General features: G+C 62.9%; 22 protein-coding genes and 1 pseudogene. 7 read left to right on the top strand and 16 right to left on the bottom strand.

Annotated features, from left to right (window positions below; genetic code table 11):
* Positions 1-47: 47 nt before the first annotated feature.
* The 8 genes from AKL29_RS38740 to AKL29_RS38705 all read right to left on the bottom strand — a co-directional run bounded on the left by AKL29_RS38740 (position 48) and on the right by AKL29_RS38705 (position 8,527).
* A complete protein-coding gene (locus AKL29_RS38740) occupies positions 48-581 on the bottom strand; it encodes an NADH-quinone oxidoreductase subunit B family protein (RefSeq protein WP_050387810.1) in 534 nt (177 codons plus the stop codon).
* A gap of 12 nt (positions 582-593) precedes the next feature.
* Positions 594-2,105 (bottom strand): hydrogenase large subunit, encoded by a 1,512-nt coding sequence (locus AKL29_RS38735; protein ID WP_050387809.1) that lies wholly within the window; start codon positions 2,103-2,105, stop codon positions 594-596.
* A gap of 18 nt (positions 2,106-2,123) precedes the next feature.
* Positions 2,124-3,572, bottom strand: a complete 1,449-nt coding sequence (locus AKL29_RS38730; protein ID WP_152977951.1) for a hydrogenase 4 subunit F — start codon at positions 3,570-3,572, stop codon at positions 2,124-2,126.
* Entirely contained in the window at positions 3,569-4,231 is a 663-nt protein-coding gene (locus AKL29_RS38725; protein WP_016843065.1) for a hydrogenase-4 component E, read from the bottom strand. The genes AKL29_RS38730 and AKL29_RS38725 overlap by 4 nt, the downstream gene beginning before the upstream one ends.
* Positions 4,231-5,187: a respiratory chain complex I subunit 1 family protein gene (locus AKL29_RS38720; RefSeq protein WP_050387807.1), complete on the bottom strand. Its 957-nt coding sequence runs from the start codon at positions 5,185-5,187 to the stop codon at positions 4,231-4,233. The genes AKL29_RS38725 and AKL29_RS38720 overlap by 1 nt, the downstream gene beginning before the upstream one ends.
* Complete coding sequence (hyfB, locus tag AKL29_RS38715) at positions 5,178-7,193, bottom strand: hydrogenase 4 subunit B (protein WP_050387806.1); 2,016 nt, start codon at positions 7,191-7,193, stop codon at positions 5,178-5,180. Before hyfB ends, AKL29_RS38720 begins: the two co-directional genes overlap by 10 nt.
* On the bottom strand, positions 7,190-7,462 hold the full coding sequence (locus tag AKL29_RS38710; RefSeq protein WP_038377518.1) for a helix-turn-helix domain-containing protein: 273 nt from the start codon (positions 7,460-7,462) through the stop codon (positions 7,190-7,192). The genes hyfB and AKL29_RS38710 overlap by 4 nt, the downstream gene beginning before the upstream one ends.
* 165 nt (positions 7,463-7,627) lie before the next feature.
* The gene (locus AKL29_RS38705) at positions 7,628-8,527 is read right to left on the bottom strand and encodes a CHAD domain-containing protein (protein ID WP_244482658.1); all 900 of its coding nucleotides are present in this window, start codon (positions 8,525-8,527) and stop codon (positions 7,628-7,630) included.
* 298 nt (positions 8,528-8,825) lie between these two features.
* Between AKL29_RS38705 and AKL29_RS38700 the strand changes: the two genes are divergently transcribed.
* From AKL29_RS38700 to AKL29_RS38690, 3 genes are all read left to right on the top strand, one after another.
* Positions 8,826-9,260 (top strand): MarR family winged helix-turn-helix transcriptional regulator, encoded by a 435-nt coding sequence (locus tag AKL29_RS38700; RefSeq protein ID WP_028334454.1) that lies wholly within the window; start codon positions 8,826-8,828, stop codon positions 9,258-9,260.
* Between the two features lie 77 nt (positions 9,261-9,337).
* Positions 9,338-10,105, top strand: coding sequence for an enoyl-CoA hydratase-related protein (locus AKL29_RS38695; RefSeq protein WP_050387804.1), 768 nt, complete (start codon positions 9,338-9,340; stop codon positions 10,103-10,105).
* A 112-nt stretch (positions 10,106-10,217) separates the two neighbouring features.
* On the top strand, positions 10,218-11,087 hold the full coding sequence (locus AKL29_RS38690) for an aldose 1-epimerase family protein (RefSeq protein WP_050387803.1): 870 nt from the start codon (positions 10,218-10,220) through the stop codon (positions 11,085-11,087).
* A gap of 11 nt (positions 11,088-11,098) precedes the next feature.
* Here the strand turns inward: AKL29_RS38690 and AKL29_RS38685 are convergent, their stop codons facing one another.
* The 4 genes from AKL29_RS38685 to opgC all read right to left on the bottom strand — a co-directional run bounded on the left by AKL29_RS38685 (position 11,099) and on the right by opgC (position 14,078).
* Positions 11,099-11,299: a hypothetical protein gene (locus AKL29_RS38685; RefSeq protein WP_050387954.1), complete on the bottom strand. Its 201-nt coding sequence runs from the start codon at positions 11,297-11,299 to the stop codon at positions 11,099-11,101.
* 83 nt (positions 11,300-11,382) lie between these two features.
* The gene (gene trpS / locus AKL29_RS38680; RefSeq protein WP_050387802.1) at positions 11,383-12,384 is read right to left on the bottom strand and encodes a tryptophan--tRNA ligase; all 1,002 of its coding nucleotides are present in this window, start codon (positions 12,382-12,384) and stop codon (positions 11,383-11,385) included.
* Between the two features lie 285 nt (positions 12,385-12,669).
* A complete protein-coding gene (locus AKL29_RS38675) occupies positions 12,670-13,518 on the bottom strand; it encodes an Npun_R2479 family HD domain-containing metalloprotein (RefSeq protein WP_050387953.1) in 849 nt (282 codons plus the stop codon).
* Between the two features lie 281 nt (positions 13,519-13,799).
* A complete protein-coding gene (gene opgC, locus AKL29_RS38670) occupies positions 13,800-14,078 on the bottom strand; it encodes an OpgC domain-containing protein (RefSeq protein WP_050387801.1) in 279 nt (92 codons plus the stop codon).
* Between the two features lie 112 nt (positions 14,079-14,190).
* Between opgC and AKL29_RS38665 the strand changes: the two genes are divergently transcribed.
* Positions 14,191-14,877, top strand: coding sequence for a hypothetical protein (locus AKL29_RS38665; RefSeq protein ID WP_050387800.1), 687 nt, complete (start codon positions 14,191-14,193; stop codon positions 14,875-14,877).
* A 78-nt stretch (positions 14,878-14,955) separates the two neighbouring features.
* Here AKL29_RS38665 and AKL29_RS38660 read toward each other — a convergent pair whose 3' ends face one another.
* From AKL29_RS38660 to AKL29_RS38650, 3 genes are all read right to left on the bottom strand, one after another.
* The gene (locus AKL29_RS38660) at positions 14,956-15,561 is read right to left on the bottom strand and encodes a CarD family transcriptional regulator (protein ID WP_082190838.1); all 606 of its coding nucleotides are present in this window, start codon (positions 15,559-15,561) and stop codon (positions 14,956-14,958) included.
* Positions 15,562-15,609: 48 nt separating this feature from the next.
* Positions 15,610-15,840 (bottom strand): hypothetical protein, encoded by a 231-nt coding sequence (locus AKL29_RS38655; protein WP_050387799.1) that lies wholly within the window; start codon positions 15,838-15,840, stop codon positions 15,610-15,612.
* 193 nt (positions 15,841-16,033) lie between these two features.
* The gene (locus AKL29_RS38650; protein ID WP_050387798.1) at positions 16,034-16,501 is read right to left on the bottom strand and encodes a MarR family winged helix-turn-helix transcriptional regulator; all 468 of its coding nucleotides are present in this window, start codon (positions 16,499-16,501) and stop codon (positions 16,034-16,036) included.
* Positions 16,502-16,656: 155 nt separating this feature from the next.
* Here AKL29_RS38650 and AKL29_RS38645 point away from each other — a divergent pair, with 155 nt between their 5' ends.
* The 3 genes and pseudogenes from AKL29_RS38645 to AKL29_RS43915 form a co-directional block, all read left to right on the top strand.
* The gene (locus tag AKL29_RS38645; protein WP_050387797.1) at positions 16,657-17,520 is read left to right on the top strand and encodes an isocitrate lyase/PEP mutase family protein; all 864 of its coding nucleotides are present in this window, start codon (positions 16,657-16,659) and stop codon (positions 17,518-17,520) included.
* Positions 17,521-17,528: 8 nt separating this feature from the next.
* Positions 17,529-18,074 carry a cytochrome b gene (locus AKL29_RS38640; RefSeq protein ID WP_160321825.1) on the top strand — a complete coding sequence of 182 codons (546 nt, stop codon included), beginning with the start codon at positions 17,529-17,531 and terminating at the stop codon, positions 18,072-18,074.
* Between the two features lie 257 nt (positions 18,075-18,331).
* Positions 18,332-18,490, top strand: a pseudogene (locus AKL29_RS43915) (IS5/IS1182 family transposase); the annotation flags it as partial.
* Here the strand turns inward: AKL29_RS43915 and AKL29_RS38635 are convergent.
* Positions 18,487-18,931, bottom strand: a 445-nt coding sequence (locus AKL29_RS38635) for an SDR family NAD(P)-dependent oxidoreductase (protein ID WP_244482657.1), incomplete at its 5' end; no start/stop codon positions are given. The pseudogene AKL29_RS43915 and the gene AKL29_RS38635 sit on opposite strands and share 4 nt — an antisense overlap.

Here is an 18,931-nt window from a genome sequence, read left to right as displayed (position 1 = left end):
CGCCTCGTCCATGGTGCGGGCGGAGGTGCTCGCTTCTTTCCGCGCTTTCACCTTGCCGCGACCCCGGAGTCAACCGCCTCGAGCAAGCTCACGAGGCCCCGCAGGATGGCGATCGGCGAAGGCGGGCAACCCGGAATGTGGAGATCGACCGGAATAACCGCGGAGACCCCGCCAACCACGGCGTAGCTGCCGGCGAAGCATCCGCCATCCCTGGCGCAATCGCCCGCAGCGACGACCCATTTGGGATCCGGCGTCGCACGGTAGGTGCGCTCCAGCGCCTCGCGCATGTTCTTCGTGACCGGACCCGTGACCAGCAGCACGTCGGCGTGACGGGGCGAGGCGACGAACCGGATTCCAAACCGTTCGACGTCGTAATACGGATTGCTTAACGCGTGTATTTCCAGCTCGCATCCGTTGCAGGAGCCTGCATCAACCTCGCGGATCGAGAGGCTGCGGCCGAGGCGTCGTCGTGCGGTGCGGCCGACCATGGCCGCGAGCTCCGCGAGCGCAGCGTCGTCCGGGCGCGGCGCCTGTTCCGTCAATGGCTGGCGAAACAGGCTCTGGAACAGAAGTTTGCGCATCGCCTCAAACTCTCAGAGATCCTGCCCGGAATAGGAACAGTTGAACGACTTATTGCAGAGCGGGAAGTCCGCCACGATGTTGCCTTCGATGGCCGCCTCGAGCAGCGGCCACTGAAACCACGACGGATCGCGCAGATGGCATCGCTCGATCCGATCGCCGTTCAGGCGCAGCCAGGCCAGGATGTCGCCGCGGAAACCTTCGACGAGCGCCATGCCTTCGCAGGGCTCTGCCGCATTGTGCAACGGCACTTGCACCGGGCCGGCCTCGAGGCCGATGAGGATCTGGTACGCCAGCGCAAGACTCTGCTCAACCTCGCGGATCCGGATCCAGACCCGGGCGTTGACGTCGCCGTCGCTGAGGACGGGGACTTCGAAGCGGAGGCCATCATAGGGGAGATAGCCGGGCTTGCGTCGGGCGTCATGGTCGCGGCCACTCGCGCGCCCGACATAGCCCCCGGCGGCGAATTGCCGGGCGAGCGTTGGAGCAACGATGCCGGTGCTGACGGTGCGGTCCTGCAACGAGGCGGTGTTGTCATAGAGCTCGACCAGCGCCGGGAAATGCCGGCGGATCTGGTCGAGCGCGGCCCGGATCGCGTCGGCTCCATCGCCGGCGATATCGCGCGCGACGCCGCCGGGCACGACAAGGTCGCGCATCAGGCGGTGGCCGAATGCAGCGTCGGCCGCGCGCAGCACGGATTCGCGTAGCACGGCGCAATGCGCCTGCATCAGCGCAAACGACGCGTCGTTGCAGATCGCGCCGATATCGCCGAGATGATTGGCCAGCCGCTCGAGTTCGGCCATCAGCGCGCGCAGCAACAGCGCGCGTGGCGGCACGGCAATCCGCTGCGCGGCCTCGACGGCTTGCGCGAACGCCAGCCCATAGGCGACCGTGCTGTCGCCGGAGACCCGGCCGGCGAGCCGCGCGGCCTGCTCGATCGTGCTCCCCGCCATCAGCCCTTCGACGCCCTTGTGGGTGTAGCCGAGCCGCTGCTCGAGGCGGACCACCGTCTCTCCGCTCGCGGTAAAGCGGAAATGCCCTGGCTCGATGATGCCGGCATGCACCGGACCGACGGCGATCTGATGCAGGCTGTCCCCCTCGGCCGAAAGGAATTGATAAGGCGCTGCGTCCACCGATGCATCGAGACGTTCGCCGAGCGGGAAGCGCGTTTGCCAACGGCCGTGGTCGAGCCAGGGGCGGGAATCCGGTATGCCCATGGCCTGCAATCCGAAGAGGTCATGCAACGTGCGCTCCAATCGAAGCGCCGGCGGATGATGGGCCGCAACCGAAGGAAATTGGCGATCGGGACAATCCAGGCTGATCACGCCGATATCGGACGTGCGCTCGTCGAGGACGGCCATGTGCACGCGCGATGGCTCACCCCACAGCCCGAGCAGGCTCAGGCCGCCATCCGCAAATGCGTGAGCTGTGGTGCGCCAGGTATCGCCGTCCACCACGGCGCGCGGCCATGGATGATGCCGTTCGATCCTGTGGCCCGCCCGGATCAGATCGATCAACCTCGGCATATCCCGTTCTCCCTCGCGCTAACCCAGCAGGTTGGCGACGTGCTGGAACCAGACGACCAGCGGTCCCGGAAGGTAGATGCCCGCAGTCAGCACCAGCGCGAAATGCGCGAACATCGGCAAATAGGACGCATCCGCCGGCGCGGCATTGCCGCGCGGCTCGCCGAACGCAAGGCTGGTCAGGCGCAGGATCAGCGCGCCGAAGGCGAGCAGCAGGCCGAACACCAGCGGGATGGCGAGCAGCGGCTGGCGCGCGAAGGTGGAGCTGACGATGAGAAATTCGCTCATGAAGATACCGAGCGGCGGCAGGCCGGCGATCGCGACCACGCCGATCACGAGACTCCAGCCGAGCGCCGGATGCGACTCGGTCAGGCCGCGAATGTTGGCGATCCGCTGCGTGCCCTTCACCTGCGCAATGTGGCCGACCGCGTAGAAGATTCCCGACTTGGTGAGGCTGTGCATCACCATGTGCAGCAGGCCGGCAAAGTTGGCGAGCGGGCCACCCATGCCGAACGCAAACACGATGATGCCCATATGCTCGATCGACGAGTAGGCGAACAGCCGCTTGATGTCGCGGCGGCGGTAGAGCATGAAGGCCGCGAACAGCAGCGAGGTCAGCCCCATCGTCACCATCAGCGGGCCCGGCGATATCGCATCCGGATTGGCGGCGAGCAGGATCTTGAAGCGGAGCACCGCGTAGAGCGCGACGTTGAGCAGCAGGCCGGAGAGCACGGCGGAGATTGGGGTCGGGCCTTCGGCATGCGCATCCGGAAGCCAGGCGTGCAGCGGCGCCAGGCCGACCTTGGTACCGTATCCGAGCAGCAGGAAGATGAAGGCGACGTTGAGCAATGCCGGGTCGAACGTCGCCGCACGCCTGATCAGCACCGTCCACACCATGGCGTCCTGACCCTCGCCGACCACCGGCAGTGCGGCCATGTACACCAGGATCGTGCCGAACAGCGCCAGCGCGATGCCGACGCTGCCGAGGATGAAATACTTCCAGGCCGCTTCCAGCGCCGCATGGGTCCGGTAGATGCCGACCATCAGCACGGTGGTGAGCGTCGCGATCTCGACCGCGACCCAGATCAGGCCGATATTGTTCGACACGAATGCGAGGTTCATGCCGAACATCATCACCTGATACATGGCATGGTAAAATCGCAGATAGCCCGGCGTCAGCCGTCCGGTCTCGAGCTCATGGGCGATATAGCTCGCGCTGAACACGCTCGTGGTGAATCCCACGAAGGTGTTGAGCACGATGAAGACGATGTTGAGATCGTCGATCAGCAGGTACTGGCCGGGTTGCGGGCGCTCGACCACGAGCAGCGAAAGCGCTGCCAGCAAGGTGCCGAGACTGGCCACGATGTTGAGACCCGCGGTCAACCGGTAGCCGGGCAGCGCGGCCAGCACCGCCGCGGCGGTGATCGGTATCAAAAGAACCCAGGTGACGGCATCCGACGCGACAGTCACCGGCGCTCCCCCCTGAATTCATCGAGCGCGCCGACGTCGACGGTGTCGAACCGCTCGCGAATGCGGAACAGGAACACGCCGATCACGATGAACGCGATCAGGATCGAGAAGGCGACGCTGATCTCGACGACGAGTGGCATGCCCTTGGCGCCGGTCGCCGCCAGCACCAGGCCGTTTTCCAGCGACATGAAGCCGACGACCTGGCTGACGGCGTTGCGCCGCGTCACCATGACGAGCAATCCCAGCAGCACCACCGACAGCGCGAAGGCGAGGTCTTCCCGCGCCAGCGGATCGGCCGCGCCGGTGACGCGCAGCATCAGCACCATGGACAGGGCGACGAGCCCCATGCCCGCAAGCATGGTCGGACCGATGCTCACCGCGGTCTCGATATCGCGATGAATGCCGAGCTGCTTGATGATCCGATGCAAAGCCACCGGGATGACGATCGCCTTGAAGACCAGTGCGATGGCCGCGGTCACGTAGAGATGCGGCGCATTCTGGATAAAGGCCTGCCAGGCGACGGAAGCTGCGAGCACCACGGCATGAAGTGCGAAGATGTTCAGCAGCGCATACAGGCGGTCCTGGTACAGCATCATGAAGCTGATCAGCACGAGCCCGCCGGCGAGCAGATGGGCGATGTCGAAGGCGAGGTTATGCATCAGAAGCCCCGTGACACGAACCGAAGCAGCGTGCCGAGCAGGCCGAGCATCAGCGCCGCGCCGAGGAATTCGGGGACGCGGAACACCCGCATCTTGGCCGTCGCGGTCTCGAACACGGCAAGGAGGAAGCTCGCGACCGCAAGCTTGAGGATGTAGGCGGCAACGCTCGCCAGATAGGACAGCGGCCCGGCGCCTTCCGTGGTGATCTGCCACGGGAAGAACACGCAGATGATCAGGGAGATGTAGAGCAGCAGCTTGAGGAAGGCGCCGAACTCGATCATGGCGAGGTGACGCCCGGAATATTCGAGGATCATCGCCTCGTGCACCATGGTCAGCTCCAGATGCGTCGCCGGGTTGTCGACCGGGATGCGGGCGTTTTCGGCGAGCGCCACCATGATGAGGGCGATCATCGCCATGCCGAGCGAGACGCGCAGTCCGACTTCGGACGACGCCATGAAGGTCGCGACCGTCGATAACTGGGTCGAGCCGGCAATCAGCGCGACGCAGAACACCATCAACAGCATGGCCGGCTCGGCGAGTGCGGCGATCATCACCTCGCGGCTGGAGCCGATGCCGCCGAAGCTGGTGCCGACGTCCATGCCGGCAAGCGCGAGGAAAAAGCGCGCGCTGCCGAGCAGGGCGACGATCGCGATCAGGTCAGCACTCCAGTTGAATTGCAGCCCGGTCGCAAAGGTCGGGACCAGCGCCGCCGCGACCCAGATGGCAGCGAACGTCACATAGGGCGTGACGCGGAACAGCCAGGACGCGTTTTCGGCGAGCACGACCTCCTTGCGCAGCAGCCGCAGCAGGTCGCGGTAGGGCTGGAAGATCGACGGTCCCTTCCGCCGCAACAGGCGGGCCTTGATCCTGCGCACGACGCCGGTCAGCAGCGGCGCGAGCAGCAGCACAAGCGTCATCTGACCCAACTGAACGAGGATGTCCGAGATCACGACCATATCGCGAGTGCCAGCAGCAATGTGACGAGGGTTGCGAAGACCAGGCTGAGATAGCGGCGGATGGTCAGGAACTGGAGCTGGTTCAGCCGGTCGGCGAAAAACCACACCACCTCAGTCACGGGTGTGTAGAGCCGCTCCCAGATCAGATCGTGCATATCGACCTTGAGGCGGGCCGGCCGCATCTCGCCCGGCGCGGGCATGTCGACATGCTCGCGGGCCTGGAACACCAGCGTGCCGAACACGCGCCGGATCGGCTGCACGAAGCTCACGCCGGAATACTGCGCTGCCGGTGTCGGATCGGCGAAGCCGCAACCCCAGGCCGGTCCGCGCCGGATCGCGCGCGACGCAAAGCGATGGATAAAATACGCCGCGAGCGACGCCGCGGCGGTGATGAAAGCAAAGACGAGCAATCCGTTGTAGGAACTGCGGCTCTCCGCAATCGGAACGATCGAGAGCCAGGCGTCGTCCAGCTGAACCGGCATCCGGTGGCCGATCACGGCCTGCGCAACCGGCGAAAGCGCGTCAATCACCAGGCCCGGCACAATGCCGGCGAGGAAGCAGAGTGCGGCGAGGCTGAACATCGCGGCGAGCGACCAGCGATCGACCTCGCGGGCGGCTTCTGCGGCCGGGCTCCGCGCGCGGCCGAGGAACGTGACGCCGAAAGCCTTGACGAAGCATGCAGCGGCGAGCGCGGCGGCCAGCGCCAGCAAGGCGCCGACCGCGGGCACCATGATCTTCAGCAGCCATTGCGGCAAATCGGGGCTCTGCAGGACGGCCTGAAACATCAGCCACTCCGACACGAATCCGTTGAACGGCGGCAGCGCCGAGATCGCGACGCAGCCGACCAGAAAGACGAAGCTCGTGAGCGGCATGCGGTGGATCAGGCCGCCGAGCTTCTCCATGTCGCGTTCGCCGGTCGACATCAGCACCGCGCCGGCCCCGAAGAACAGCAGGCTCTTGAAGAACGAATGGTTCAGAACGTGGAACAATGCGGCCGTGAAGGCGAGGGCCGCCGCGAGGCCGAGGCCGTTCGCCTGAAATGCCAGCGCAAGGCCGAGGCTTGCGAAGATGACGCCGATGTTCTCGATCGTGCTGTAGGCGAGCAGGCGCTTGAGATCCTTCTCCATCAGCGCGTAGAGGATCCCCATGACGGCGGTGGCGCCGCCGAGGATGAGAACCGCGACACCCGCCGACCAGCTTGGCGGCCCGAGCAGATCGAATACGATCCGGATGAATCCGTAGATCGCAACCTTCGTCATCACGCCGCTCATCAGCGCCGAGACATGGCTCGGCGCGGCGGGATGAGCCAGCGGCAGCCACACGTGCAACGGGATCAGGCCGGCTTTCGACCCGGCGCCGAGCAGCATCAGCGCGAGCACCAGTGCGGCTTCGGACGGGGTGTGCTGAGCAGCGCGGATGGCCGCAAAGCTGTAGCTGCCGCCGGCTCCCGCCAGCAGGCCGAAGGCAAGCAACAGAGCCAGCGTTCCGAAGCTTGCCATCACGAGATAGACGTAGCCTGCGCGGGCGTTATCCGCGTCACGGTGATGCGCCATGACGAGCGCCCACGACGCGAGCGACATGAATTCCCAGCACAAGAGGTAGGTGAACGCATCGTCGGCGAGCACGACGAGATTCATGCCGGCCAGGAACGCCGGGAAAAAGGGAAGGATGCGCTGCGGCGCGGATTCGTGGCTGCCGTAGCCGAGGCCATAAAGACTTGCGGCCGCACCGCCGAGATTGACCACGACGAGAAAGAATGCGGCGAGCGCGTCAAGGCGAAAATGCGATCCCAGCCAGGGCAAGCCGATCGGCAGAGCCAGTTCTGTCGCGCTGGTACGGGAGATGAGCGCGAGCAGGGCCCCGGCCAAGGCGACCAGCGAAATCGAAAAGGTCGTGCCGTAGACGATGGCTGTCGATTGGCGCGATCTGCTCGCTGCAATCGCGAGAGCGGTCGTTCCCAGCAGGGCGGCTACACACCAGATCTGCTGAGTGACCGCCGGGATCATGTCTGCACCGTCGGTGAGCCTGATCCGGCCTTCAATCGCACCCCGCGGCCGCCGCCGTTGCTGACGGCACCCTCATTGATGACCTCGACGCCGGCTGTGCCGAGCGCGTCGATCAGTTTCACGAGCGAGTCGACGTTGCCGCGAATGGTACCTTCGCTCGCCTCCATCCGCTGGATGGTTGGCACCGAAAGTCCGGACAGCTCGGCGAGCTGCCGTTGGTCGATGCCGAGCAAGGCTCTGGCCGCTCGTAGCTGCGCCGCGGTGATCATCGATTAATGGCCGTCGATGTGAGAGTCGCGTCAATTTGGATGTCATTTATACACACCAAGTAATGATGTTACAAGTACAACAAATGATGTTTTATACATCGTTCCAATGTGCGGTCCTCAAGGCGAGCGGTATCCGCGCGCCGACGAGGCTTCGCTGATGTGCACTCAGTCGGAGATTTTTCGATAGACCGCCGCGGCGTGGCGCAGCAGCCGGCTCTTGCGCTTCCGCTCGTGGACGCGCTGGTGCTTGGCCTTGCGCTCGTGGGCGCGTTGCGCGGGTGCATCGGCGCTCTCGAGCAGCCCGCGACGGACCTCGTCATCGTTCAATTCGCCGAGCAATTGCTGTCCCTTGCGCAGATGCTTCAGGATGATCCGCCATGACGCGTATTCGTCGGGGGGCAAGCCGCCCTCCGAGAACTCGATCGCGTAACGCAGCCGCTTGCTGGCGAGACGGACGCGGTGGCGCTTGTTCTTGCCCATGCCTTGCAGCCCGCGGCTCTTCTGGCACAGCTTGCCATGCCATCGCGCCAGCCGCCGCGCGTGAAACACCGCAACCGGCACGGCTCGCCGCTGCGCGGCGCGGGGGTCCTGCCGCGTGGTCCAGGGGCCGCTGCCGACCCAGTCCCACATGCCGTCGAACCATCGCCAGTATCGATCGCTTTGCAACGCCTCCTTGAGCGCCTCGAACGCGTCTGTTCGCGCCGTCTGGAGCATGCCTTCTTCAGGCAGGCCCTTGCTGTTCTCGATCGCGACGTCGAGGTCGCGCGTGGCGCCGAGATGGGCGCTCAGCCATTTCAACTCGGATTTCAGTCGCGTCCATTCGGCGTCCGCCACCATCGGCCCATAGAAGGCGATCGCCGCCTTCAGCCGCGTCAGCGCGATACGGGTCTGGTGCAGCGCGGCGGGATCGCCGGAGCTCATGGCCTCGTGATTGGTCGAGACTTCCTCGAGGCATTCGGACAGGATCAGGCGGAACGCGGTCTCACAACGCATGGCTTCGCTGAGATGGCGTGGCCGCTTCGGGCGGACAACACGCTCCCTGGCCGGACTTGCCGCTAACGTCATGACACTCTCGTGACCCCGCGAGAGCTGCAACGCGGCTCCCGGATGCAAAGATTTCCCGTTTGATCGATGTCGATCAAGCGTTTTCTGCTGGCTGCAGCGCAGCGATGCGGCGACGCGATCAAAATGTCGCATCAATCCGACGGCAGGAGCTCGTTTCGGTCGATATCCCGGCTGAAACTTTCCGGGGAACATCAAGGTTTCGAAGCCGCGGCAAAGGGAGGGTGGAGTTCGCCGCAGCGCCGGATATTTCGTGCACGAAATATCTTGATATTTCGCATACGAAATATATAACGGCGTTATGAAAGCGGAACACCGGCTGATCTTTCTCCTGACCGTGGGCTATCGCCGGTTGCAGCGCGCCATCGAGCAGGAGACGGCCATCCACGATCTGACGTCGGCCCAGGCCGGCGTGCTGTTCTTTCTCGGGCGCAATGACGGCGCGCTGATCGGCGACGTCTCGCAGGCGCTCGACATCGTGCCGTCGGCGATGAGCGGCCTCGCCGACCGGATGGAACGTGCAGGTCTCGTGAAGCGCCGGCGCGATGGCGAGGACGGGCGCAGCCAGCGGCTCCATCTGACCGCGGCGGGGCAGGAACTCGGCAAGCGCGCCGCAACGCGGACCAGGGCGATCAATAGCCGCCTGATGGACGGCTTCTCGGACGCGGAGATCGAGGTGGTGTCGCGCTGGCTGACCAGCCTGCAAGACAAGTTTCCGAAAGACAAAGACAGCTAGAGCGTCTTCAAGCGAAGTGGCTACCGGTTGGCGTGAAGAAGGCGCGTCAAACACGAACCGAGCAACAGGAGTGAAGCATGAGTGAAGTGGTCGTAGTGCTGGACGGTGGCGTCCTCACCGTGACGATGGCGCGCCCGGACAAGAAGAACGCGATCACCAACGCGATGTATGGCGCGATGGCCGATGCGCTCGAGCGCGCGGAGGGCGATGCTGCGATCCGCGCCGTGCTGTTGCAGGGCGACGGCGACAGCTTTACCGCAGGCAACGATCTCGCCGATTTCGCGGCGGTGTCGCGCGGCGTGCAGGGCGAGCGCCACGTGACGCGCTTCCTCGCCGGGCTAGCCAAGGCGACGCGGCCGCTGGTTGCCGCCGTGCAGGGCAATGCGGTCGGCATCGGCACCACCATGCTGCTGCATTGCGACCTCGTTTACCTCGCGCCGACCGCGCGGCTGATCACGCCGTTCGTCAATCTGGCGCTGGTGCCGGAGGCGGCCTCGACCTATCTGCTGCCGCAGCGCATCGGCTATGCGCGGGCCTATGCGATGTTCGCGCTCGGCGAACCGGTCGAGGCGGAGACGGCGGTCTCGATCGGCCTCGCCAACGCGGTCGTGCCGCTCGCGGACCTGCGCGCCAAGGCGCGCGCGGCGGCGGACGCGCTGGCGAAGCGGCCGTTCGGCTCGCTCCAGCACACCAAGGCGCTGATGCGCGACCCCGCCAGGATCAGCGCGCAGATGGCGCGCGAGGGCGAGATCTTCCAGGAACGGCTGATGAGCGCGGAAGCACGCGAGGCCTTTGCCGCCTTTGCCGAGCGCCGCCAGCCCGATTTCTCCAAGATTACCGGCTAGGCCCGAAGCGTGGGCCGCGACGCAAGGGCGGCCCCATTTGCTTTGGGGTTGACGGCCTCGCCGGCTTCGAACATCTCCTGTCGGGGCATAGCGCAACCCGGCGAGGCGAGGCATGAGCGACAGTCACACGCTGCGCGGCGATGGAATCGCCGCGACCATTTCGGCGCAGGGCGCCGAATTGTCGTCGCTCAGAAATGCCGACGGGACCGAACTGTTGTGGCAGGCCGGCCCGCAATGGCCGCGTCATGCGCCCATCCTGTTCCCGATCGTCGGCCGATTGAAGAACGATACGCTGCGCCACAACGGCACGACCTATCCGATGACGCAGCACGGCTTTGCGCGGGATCGCCGCTTTGCCTGGGTGGAGCAAGGGCACCGATCCTGCAAGCTTGCGCTCACCGACGATACGGAGACGCGTGCGCGCTATCCCTTCGCGTTCAGGCTCGAGGTCACCTATACCATTGATGGCGCCGATCTCGATGTCGCCTTCGACATCGTCAACACCGGCACCGAGACGCTGCCGGCCTCGCTCGGCGGTCATCCCGCCTTCAACTGGCCGCTGCTTCCGGGGGGGCGGAAGGAAGCCTACGCGCTGACCTTCGCGAAGGATGAGCCGGCGCCGATCCGGCGGCTTGAGGGCGGGCTGATGCGGCAGCAAGCCGAGCCGAGTCCGATCAGGGGCAGGGTGCTGGCGTTGTCCGAGCAATTGTTCGACGACGATGCCATGATCCTCGATCAGGTTGCGAGCGCGTGGGTCCGCTTTGCAGCCGGTCGGGGACCCGCGATCGAGCTGTCCTGGCGCGGCTTTCGCGAACTTGGCATCTGGTCGAAGGTCGGCGGCGCGGCGTTCCTCTGCATCGAGTCGTGGCACGGTTTCGCCAGCCCGGTCGAATTCGACGGCGAGTTCACCGGCAAGCCCGGCCTCATGCACATCGCGCCGGGCGCGCGGCAGTCACTGGGCTATCGCATTCGCGTGAGCTGACGAAGAGCAGGTCAATGTGCGCGGGGGCTGAGCGCACTGGTGATCGCGCCGACCGATGGCGGGTTCTCGTTCGCCCAGGCCTCGTGTGCGGCCAGGTCGCGGTAATGGTCGGCCATGCGAAGCAGCCGCTCGCGGATGCCGGCATCTTCCTCGCCCTTGGCCTGATCGGTCAATTGCGCGGCGCGTTCGAGAAGCGTTTTCGGATCGATCACGACAAGCTCCAAATCCGGTTTTCGCCAAGCGGACAACTGTTACAGGCAAGCACAGTTCCTGCCATGGTTTGATGACAGCGCATTCAGAGCTGGAACAAGCCGAGTCCCGCCATCACATCGCGCTTGGTGCTCTCGGTGATCTCCCGGGCTTTCAGGGTTCCGCGTCTGATCACGTCAGCGACATGGTCGCGATCGCCCGCCAGCTCGGCGCGCCGGGTCCGGATCGGTGCGATCAGGGCTTGCAGGATGTCCTCGAGCCGCCGCTTGACGGCTGCGTCGCCGAGACCGCCACGCCGATAGCGCGCCTTCAATTCCTCGACGGCGTCGCGATCGTCGTCGAACGCGTCGAGATAGAGGAAGACGACATTGCCCTCGATCTTGCCGGGGTCGCCGACGCGCAGATGATCGGGATCGGTGAACATCGCACGCACCGCGGCCGAGATGTCCTTGGGCGAGGCCGAGAGAGCAATCGCATTGCCGGCGGATTTGCTCATCTTGGCGCGCCCGTCGACGCCCGGCAGCCGTCCCGCGCGTGGTATGACGGCCACGGCCTCCTGCAGGATCGCACGGCCGGCGAGTGCGTTGACGCGCCTGATGATCTCGTTGGTCTGCTCGATCAGGGGAGCCTGGTCCTCGCCGACCGGCACGACGGTGGCCCGAAACGCGGTGATGTCGGCGGCTTGCGCCACCGGGTAGCACAGGAAGCCCGCCGGGATGTCGCGTCCGAATCCGCGGGCGCGGATCTCGTCCTTGATGGTGGGATTGCGCTCCAGCCGCGCGACGGTGACGAGATTGAGATAGAGCATCGACAATTCCGCAAGCGCCGGAAGTTGCGACTGCAGGCAGATCGAGGTCCGTTCGGGATCGATGCCGACGGCGAGATAATCCAGCGCGACCTCGACGACGTTGCCGCGGACCTTGCCGATGTCGTGCGCATTGTCGGTCAGCGCCTGCATGTCGGCGAGCAGCAGGTATTGCTCATGGCTGTCCTGAAACGCGAGGCGGCTTCGAAGCGAGCCGACGTAATGGCCGAGATGCAGCGGCCCGGTGGTGCGGTCGCCGGTGAGGATGATCGGTTTGGTCACGGCTTATCTCCATTCGGTTGAATGGGGACACCGCATGCGGGCTGGATGAGGTGAAAGAAAAAGGCCGCCCAATGCGGCGGCCCCGAAATGCATGAACGCGTTCGGCCCGCCTGTCAGTCGGCGAGCCACCAGAGATTGGCGATCAGGATCGAGCGGTTCATGGCGTGAGGCGTAAGGCAATCGAGCGAGCCGGTCAAGACGGCATGGCCAGTCATTCTCGCTAGAATCGTGACGGACCATCTGTCGGATCCACACGTTAAGATTTCCATGGATTGGTCCACCCGGCTATGCTCGAGTAATCGCTCCCCGGTGCTCCTCCGAGAACACGTGCGCATAAAGGTTGGCGATCCATTGCTTACCTTCCTGCGTGACCCGCAGATATCGAAGTGCGTCGCCGATATAGGGGCAGACGGCCTTCCAGAAGAAAGCAGGGTACGCTGCACGTAGATCGTCGGGAGTCTGATATCCGAGTTTCTCGCTTGCGCCAGTCTCCTGAAATTCGGCAAACAAGGCTGACGTCTTCCGCAAATAGTCAATGTCGGCCAATTGGCCGATCAAATCCGCGGCACGAAGCAGGCCGGGATAATCTGCCGTACTGGTATGCTCCTCTTTCCCCGGTACCGGAAAGCGCGTGTGCTCGATGTTTGCCTCGATTTCTTTTGTGTCGATGGAGGTCAAGCTCACCTTGCCGAAACGCTCGCGGACGAAGAGCTTGGATCGTGTCACATGATAGGGGGTCAAGGATGCGTCCGTGGCTCCAGCAGATATCCGGACGCGATCACCGTTTTCGTTGCAAACATAAAGTCCGTCCCGGTCGCCTCGACATACCCCGCGTACATAGCCGATGTCGTGGCATAAGAGCGAAATCATGAAATGGAGCCAGTCGCGCGGCCTGACGCCGCCTTCGCTCGTATGCTTCCCGAGTAAAATGTTCTGTCCCACCAACGTCACCATGATGGTGTGGTTCATGTCGTGGTAGGCCGCATCGCTATTGGCGATATTCTCCAACGCGAGGCGCCCAACGAAACCGATGATGTCCGGATAGGCGGGCTCGAGGATTCCGTAGATTTGGCCGTATGTACCTTTAAGTTGATCGACAAACGCTTGGATGACAATTTGAGTTGGGTTGAACATGATCGCCTCCAATGCGCGGATGCTATGCCGGTTTGGGTATTTCGTCACCGGGTTGTTGGTCCCGCGAATTGGGCCGGAGCCTGGGAGCCGGAGGCCCGTCGAGCCCGGTTTTGAGAGCTACCCGGGATGAGGCAAGGCTGAACTGTTGCTGATGGCCCATCGCGATCAATGCACCCGACCGCCAAACTGTCCGCTGTGAGGTGCATGCCGGATTTTGCTGAGACCGGGCGAAACGGTCGCGCTTGACCTGAAGCTGACACGAGAGCCCTAGTTAATGCCCTTCAAAGACTAGCGCGGTCTTTGGGTCCGAACTCGAGCTTGTCGCTCTCGGAGGTCTCCGGTACCGCGAAGAGCATCGGTAGGCTGCGGTACCAAGTTGCCAACCAGGCGATGCCCACCAGAAGTACAATGCCCAAGACACTCACGAGTATCTGGGCAAAAATTCCGCCCGAGACCTGAACAAGTATCCAGTGAGCAGCGAACGATAGGAACCGCCGAAGCAAAACACAGGAGGGAGCGTCGAAATCCGGCAGGGCGGTCCTGGCGCCACCAAAGTCCACGTTGAACCGTCATCAATCCAGCGGGGACTAACCATTCAGCGCGGCTGGTCCAACCGCAAGCGGAAAAGACCGCGAAGCCGCCGCAGCCGAATGCCTTATATGGACCCTCTCCATGCCCGACACCCATGTCCGCGACTCCTCGTGGAAAACCGATCTAATCTGGCACTATTTCCACACCGTCACGACGGTGGCCAAGGCACCCACCGCCTATCGCAAGTTCTACAGCAATCAGGACGCCAGCGACGAATTGGACAACCGCCATCGCGTCTATGAAATGCTGGTGGATGAACAGCTGCACACCCTTCCCGCCCTGGCGGCGACCGCTGACGCGTCGATGGAAAACTACAAGAAGAGCAAGCTGCCGTGGAACCAGAACAATGGCGGTTTCCTCAAGGCAGTTAACAATGAATATTGGTGCGGTTCGATCATCAAGATCGTGTTTGTCCGCTACATGGGCTGGAAAATGGCCGAACCGACGGCGCGCGACCAGGTGAGCGCGGGCCGCGATCCCAGCAAAGCGGTGGATTGGACAATCAAGAATCTCGAAAACAAGGTGCCGGTGAGGGCCTCCCTCGGCGGCGCTCATTATGTGGGCATCGTCGGGCACCGCACATCGGGAGCCGACGGCAAGATCACCGAGTTCCTGTGCCTCGACCCATGGGCCTACGGCATCGACGGGGGCAATCGGGACATGAAATATGCCGGTACAAAGACCGCCTTTCTCGGGATCAGCAAACGCGACGGCGCGATATGGACCTACAGCAATAAGGCCGTCGCCTTCGTCGAACGGCCATCCTAGGAAACCATATCTGGCCAGGGGCGCCGGAACGTCGGCCAGGACCCGGACGCAGACGTTCCGAGGATGTCCGACTGGTCTCTATGCGCTCCGCCTGACCTCAGCAATTATGAGGCTTTCAAGCTCCCTGACGGCTTCTGCTTCAGTAATGCCGCTAACAAGCGCCACTTCTCCTGACAGGCGTTCGACTGCCGCAGCGTACAGTTGTCGTTCGCTGTAGCTCTGCTCGGCATTGACCGCGGGCCGATACAGATCGCGCATGACCTCCGCGATAGCGATAATATTGCCCGAATTGATCTTGCTTTCGTATTCTTGGGCAAGCCGGGACCAATTACCCCGCGCTTTGTGCGGCGCCTGCCCCAGAATTCGTCGCATGTGCTCGATGGAAACGGGATCGGACAGTTGGCGCATTCCGACGTTTGCCGCCTTCCTCGTCGGAACGCGTAGCGTCATCTTGCTCTTCGCGAAATAGACGACAAAGCACTCGAGGCAAGCCCCCGCCATTGTCTGTTCCTCAATCGCTACAATTTGGCCGACGCCGTGCGCAGGGTATACGATCAAGTCCGTTGCTCTAAATCCAAAGCGTGTCTCGCCGTCCTGGCCCTTATTCGTTTCATCGGCGGAGGTCGCTGATGCTGAATGTGTGTGGTTCGAATAACTAGATCTGGTCTGATTATCGAAATTCATTTCGCGAAGCTCCATGGCTTCTGGAATGGGCTCGTGCCAATTCCAGCTCTAATCAATCAGCGTCTGAAACAAACTGCCGGGCTGGAAATGATTCATGTTGCCCGATCTGATCCCTAACCAATAAGCCGTGAGCGCGCGCGCCGCCACGAGAATGACGGCTCCAATTTCTATTCCCTTCAATCGCTGTGGCTTCTTGGCAACGTGTTCCCACTCGGCGAAATCAATCGTTCCGTGCCGATGAAACGAACACTTGCCAAACCCAGAGACGCGATCTCTCATGCCTCGATCAGCTCACTCATTCGTACCGCAGGCGCGATGATGCCGCGACCGCTTGGGGTCAAAAGCCGCCGATAGCGACCGAACCCATGGATTCCCGGTTCACTTCGGAGAGCCGTCATTCCCGTTGGTCATCCAAAGACCGTCAGCTATGGGCCAATTGCGACATTCAAACTGAAATCAGTCCTACGGAATCTCACGATTTTTGGCTGCGCCGCGTTGCCGCTTTGGAATAAGCCGTGACGCGGTCGAGCAAGGCTCCGGCTTTGATCAGGTCCGAGCGCTCGCTGGCCGTGAGGCATGCATCCATGGCTTCGGTGAGCCAGTGCTCGCCGCGGGCGCGGCTGTCATCGAGAAATCGCTGCCCGGCTGAACTAAGCCGGAGCCTGACTTTGCGCCGGTCCTTGGTGTCCGGCGTCCGCACGATCAGCTTGCGCGCTTCGAGGGAGCGCAGCGCTGCAGCAAGATTTGAAGAGCGCATGCCTTCGTCAGCCGCGAGCACCGAAGGTGTGGCCGACTCGCCGTGGCGGTCGATCGCACCCAGCACGAGCAACCGCGCCCAGGATCGATCGTCCGCGGTGGCTTCACGACGCAGCCGGCGGGAAGCGTCCATCAACTGTTTTCGCAGTTGCGTGATGTCGCGGTTCCGGCGTTGAATTTTCATATTGCTACTATCAAATAGCTATTGACGGATAGCAATAGAGGCCATGAGCGATCTGTTGAATGCTTCCGTGCAGGAGGACTGCTGCGCTGGCCGCCTCCGGCAATCGTGACGATCGCAGCCCACCTCATCATCCAAAATCAGTTGAGGAGATCACGATGACGTCCAAAACCCTGAGAAAGATGATCGAGGAAAAGCCGTTTGTGACCTGTCCCGGTGTCTTCGATCTGGTCTCCGCCAAGCTCGCCGATCGCACCAAGGCCGACGCCCTCTACATGACAGGCTATGGGGTCGCGGCGTCCTACCTCGGACTGCCTGATGCCGGTCTAGCGACCTATTCGCAGATGCTAGATCGCGTGCAGGTTATCGCCCAAACCGTGCGCAAGCCGCTGATCGCCGATGGCGATACCGGTTACGGTGGTCTGCTGAATGTTCATCATACGGTCCGCGGCTACGAGAAGGCTGGAGCCGCAGCGATCCAGCTTGAAGATCAGCAGAGCCCTAAGAAATGCGGGCATACGCCGAACCGGCACGTGATCTCTGCCAAGGAGATGGTCAACAAGTTGACCGTCGCGAACGATGCCCGCTCGTCGAAAGATTTCCTAATCATCGCGCGCACGGACGCTCGCACGCAACTTGGTCTCGATGAAGCGATCCGCCGCGGCGAAGCCTATGCTAAAGCCGGGGCCGACATTATTTTCATCGAGAGTCCGGAATCGGAAGCGGAGATGCGAAAGATCGGAATGGCTTTGGGCGTGCCGCTGGTCTCGAACCAACTGCACGGGGGTCGGACCCCCATTCTCAGTCAGGATAAACTTAGGGAAATCGGCTACCGGATGGCTATTTATCCGACGGCGGGCCTGCTCGCTACCGCTTATGCTCTGAACAACGTCTATAGTGCGCTGGCCGAAGACAAGCCGGTGCAGGAGCCGCTCTATGACTTCAACGTGTTCAGCTCGTTGATTGGTTTTCAGGAGGTGTGGGCTTTCGAGGAAAAATACGCCTCATCGGAAGCGGATTGAGCCGCGCCGTGACCGACACATCTGGAAGTCAGCCGGAAGTCTATGACCGCACGACGATCACGCTGCACTGGGCGACCGCAATTCTCGTCGCGATCCAGTTTCTGATCGGTAGGACAACTAACCTTCTGCAGCGGGGCCCGCTTCGGGTCGACATCTGGTCCGTGCATGTCCTGTTTGGTTTTGCGTTCGCGAGCGTAGTGATCTTCGGAATGTTCTGGCGCGCCACACGCGGCCGTAGATTGCCGCCGATTAACCGCGGCGTCCTCCATGTGACGGCAGTGGCAATGCACCGGCTGATCGATCTGCTGCTCGTGATCATGGTCGCACTAGGTATCGCCAATGTGTTTGCGCACGGTTTCCCACTGTTCAATATTCTGCACTTTCCGAAATTCGGCGGTGACGAATTCATGCGTAGCGTCAATGCGTGGCACGGATTGATCGCAAATATCATCGTCGTTGTGGCACTGCTTCATTCCGCGGCCGCGCTTTTCCACCGCTATGTGATCAAGGACGGTGTTTTGCGCAGGATGTGGCCAACCCTGATTGAGCGGTGAGCCCGATGACGGCGATTTGGCCGTCTCGAACCGCCGTGCCGCGCGCCCGGGGCGGGCGGCGGGGTTGGACAAAGAGTGACTTTCAGTTCGGCAATGGGTCACGAACGACAAAACTCAAAGTGACCATGACGCGTCCGCTTTCGGGCGCATCGTCGCCAAAGCATTCCTTGGCCGGGCATGTTGCCTTGCGGTCGAGAAGGGTGCATGGGCCAACATCCCGCCACGATGCAACTGAGCCTATCCGCTTCAGCCTGTATCTCTATCGCGCCCGGAACTTGGTCGAGCGCTTCTTCAACAAGATCAAGAACTGCCGCCGGGTTGCGACGCGCTAGGACAAGCTCGCCGCCAACTACCTTGCCTTCGTTCAACTCGCGTCGATCAGGCTATGGCTGCGCGCTGATGAGCCCGCGTCCTAATTGAACGCCATGCCACCGCTCATCGCGATGGTCTGTCCGGTCATGTAGGGATTGTTGACCAGCAGCATCACGGCCTGTGCCACCTCTTCCGCTGTGCCGAAGCGGCCGACCGGGATCCGGCTGACGAGCTCGCTCTGTCCCTTCATCATGTCGGTCTCGATCAGCGACGGCGCGACGGCGTTGACGGTGATGCCTTCCTTGACGAGGCGCGCGGCATAGCCGCGGGTCATCCCCTCCATCGCCGCCTTGGATGCATTGTAGTGCGGCCCGATCGAGCCGGCGCCGCGCGCCGCGCCGGAGGAGATATTGACGATACGGCCCCATTTGCGGGTGCGCATCATCGGCAGCACCGCCTGCGTGCAGAGAAACGCCGATTTGAGATTGACCGTGATGGTGCGGTCGAAATCCTCTTCGGTGAGGTCGTCGACACCCCTGACGATG

The organism is Bradyrhizobium pachyrhizi (assembly GCF_001189245.1).
GTDB lineage: Bacteria > Pseudomonadota > Alphaproteobacteria > Rhizobiales > Xanthobacteraceae > Bradyrhizobium > Bradyrhizobium pachyrhizi.
This window is presented reverse-complemented; position numbering and strand designations above follow the sequence as displayed.

What these genes read in the sequence shown, in the direction of transcription:
- AKL29_RS38695 (WP_050387804.1), top strand. Translation starts at nt 9,338, where the DNA reads ATGAGTGAAGTGGTCGTAGTGCTGGACGGTGGCGTCCTCACCGTGACG.
- hyfB (WP_050387806.1), bottom strand. Translation starts at nt 7,193, where the DNA reads ATGATCCCGGCGGTCACTCAGCAGATCTGGTGTGTAGCCGCCCTGCTG.
- AKL29_RS38705 (WP_244482658.1), bottom strand. Translation starts at nt 8,527, where the DNA reads ATGACGTTAGCGGCAAGTCCGGCCAGGGAGCGTGTTGTCCGCCCGAAG.
- AKL29_RS38720 (WP_050387807.1), bottom strand. Translation starts at nt 5,187, where the DNA reads ATGGTCGTGATCTCGGACATCCTCGTTCAGTTGGGTCAGATGACGCTT.
- AKL29_RS38665 (WP_050387800.1), top strand. Translation starts at nt 14,191, where the DNA reads ATGCCCGACACCCATGTCCGCGACTCCTCGTGGAAAACCGATCTAATC.
- AKL29_RS38700 (WP_028334454.1), top strand. Translation starts at nt 8,826, where the DNA reads ATGAAAGCGGAACACCGGCTGATCTTTCTCCTGACCGTGGGCTATCGC.
- AKL29_RS38645 (WP_050387797.1), top strand. Translation starts at nt 16,657, where the DNA reads ATGACGTCCAAAACCCTGAGAAAGATGATCGAGGAAAAGCCGTTTGTG.
- AKL29_RS38660 (WP_082190838.1), bottom strand. Translation starts at nt 15,561, where the DNA reads ATGAATTTCGATAATCAGACCAGATCTAGTTATTCGAACCACACACAT.
- AKL29_RS38740 (WP_050387810.1), bottom strand. Translation starts at nt 581, where the DNA reads ATGCGCAAACTTCTGTTCCAGAGCCTGTTTCGCCAGCCATTGACGGAA.
- AKL29_RS38655 (WP_050387799.1), bottom strand. Translation starts at nt 15,840, where the DNA reads ATGAGAGATCGCGTCTCTGGGTTTGGCAAGTGTTCGTTTCATCGGCAC.
- AKL29_RS38725 (WP_016843065.1), bottom strand. Translation starts at nt 4,231, where the DNA reads ATGCATAACCTCGCCTTCGACATCGCCCATCTGCTCGCCGGCGGGCTC.
- AKL29_RS38710 (WP_038377518.1), bottom strand. Translation starts at nt 7,462, where the DNA reads ATGATCACCGCGGCGCAGCTACGAGCGGCCAGAGCCTTGCTCGGCATC.
- AKL29_RS38675 (WP_050387953.1), bottom strand. Translation starts at nt 13,518, where the DNA reads ATGTTCAACCCAACTCAAATTGTCATCCAAGCGTTTGTCGATCAACTT.
- AKL29_RS38650 (WP_050387798.1), bottom strand. Translation starts at nt 16,501, where the DNA reads ATGAAAATTCAACGCCGGAACCGCGACATCACGCAACTGCGAAAACAG.
- AKL29_RS38690 (WP_050387803.1), top strand. Translation starts at nt 10,218, where the DNA reads ATGAGCGACAGTCACACGCTGCGCGGCGATGGAATCGCCGCGACCATT.
- AKL29_RS38735 (WP_050387809.1), bottom strand. Translation starts at nt 2,105, where the DNA reads ATGCCGAGGTTGATCGATCTGATCCGGGCGGGCCACAGGATCGAACGG.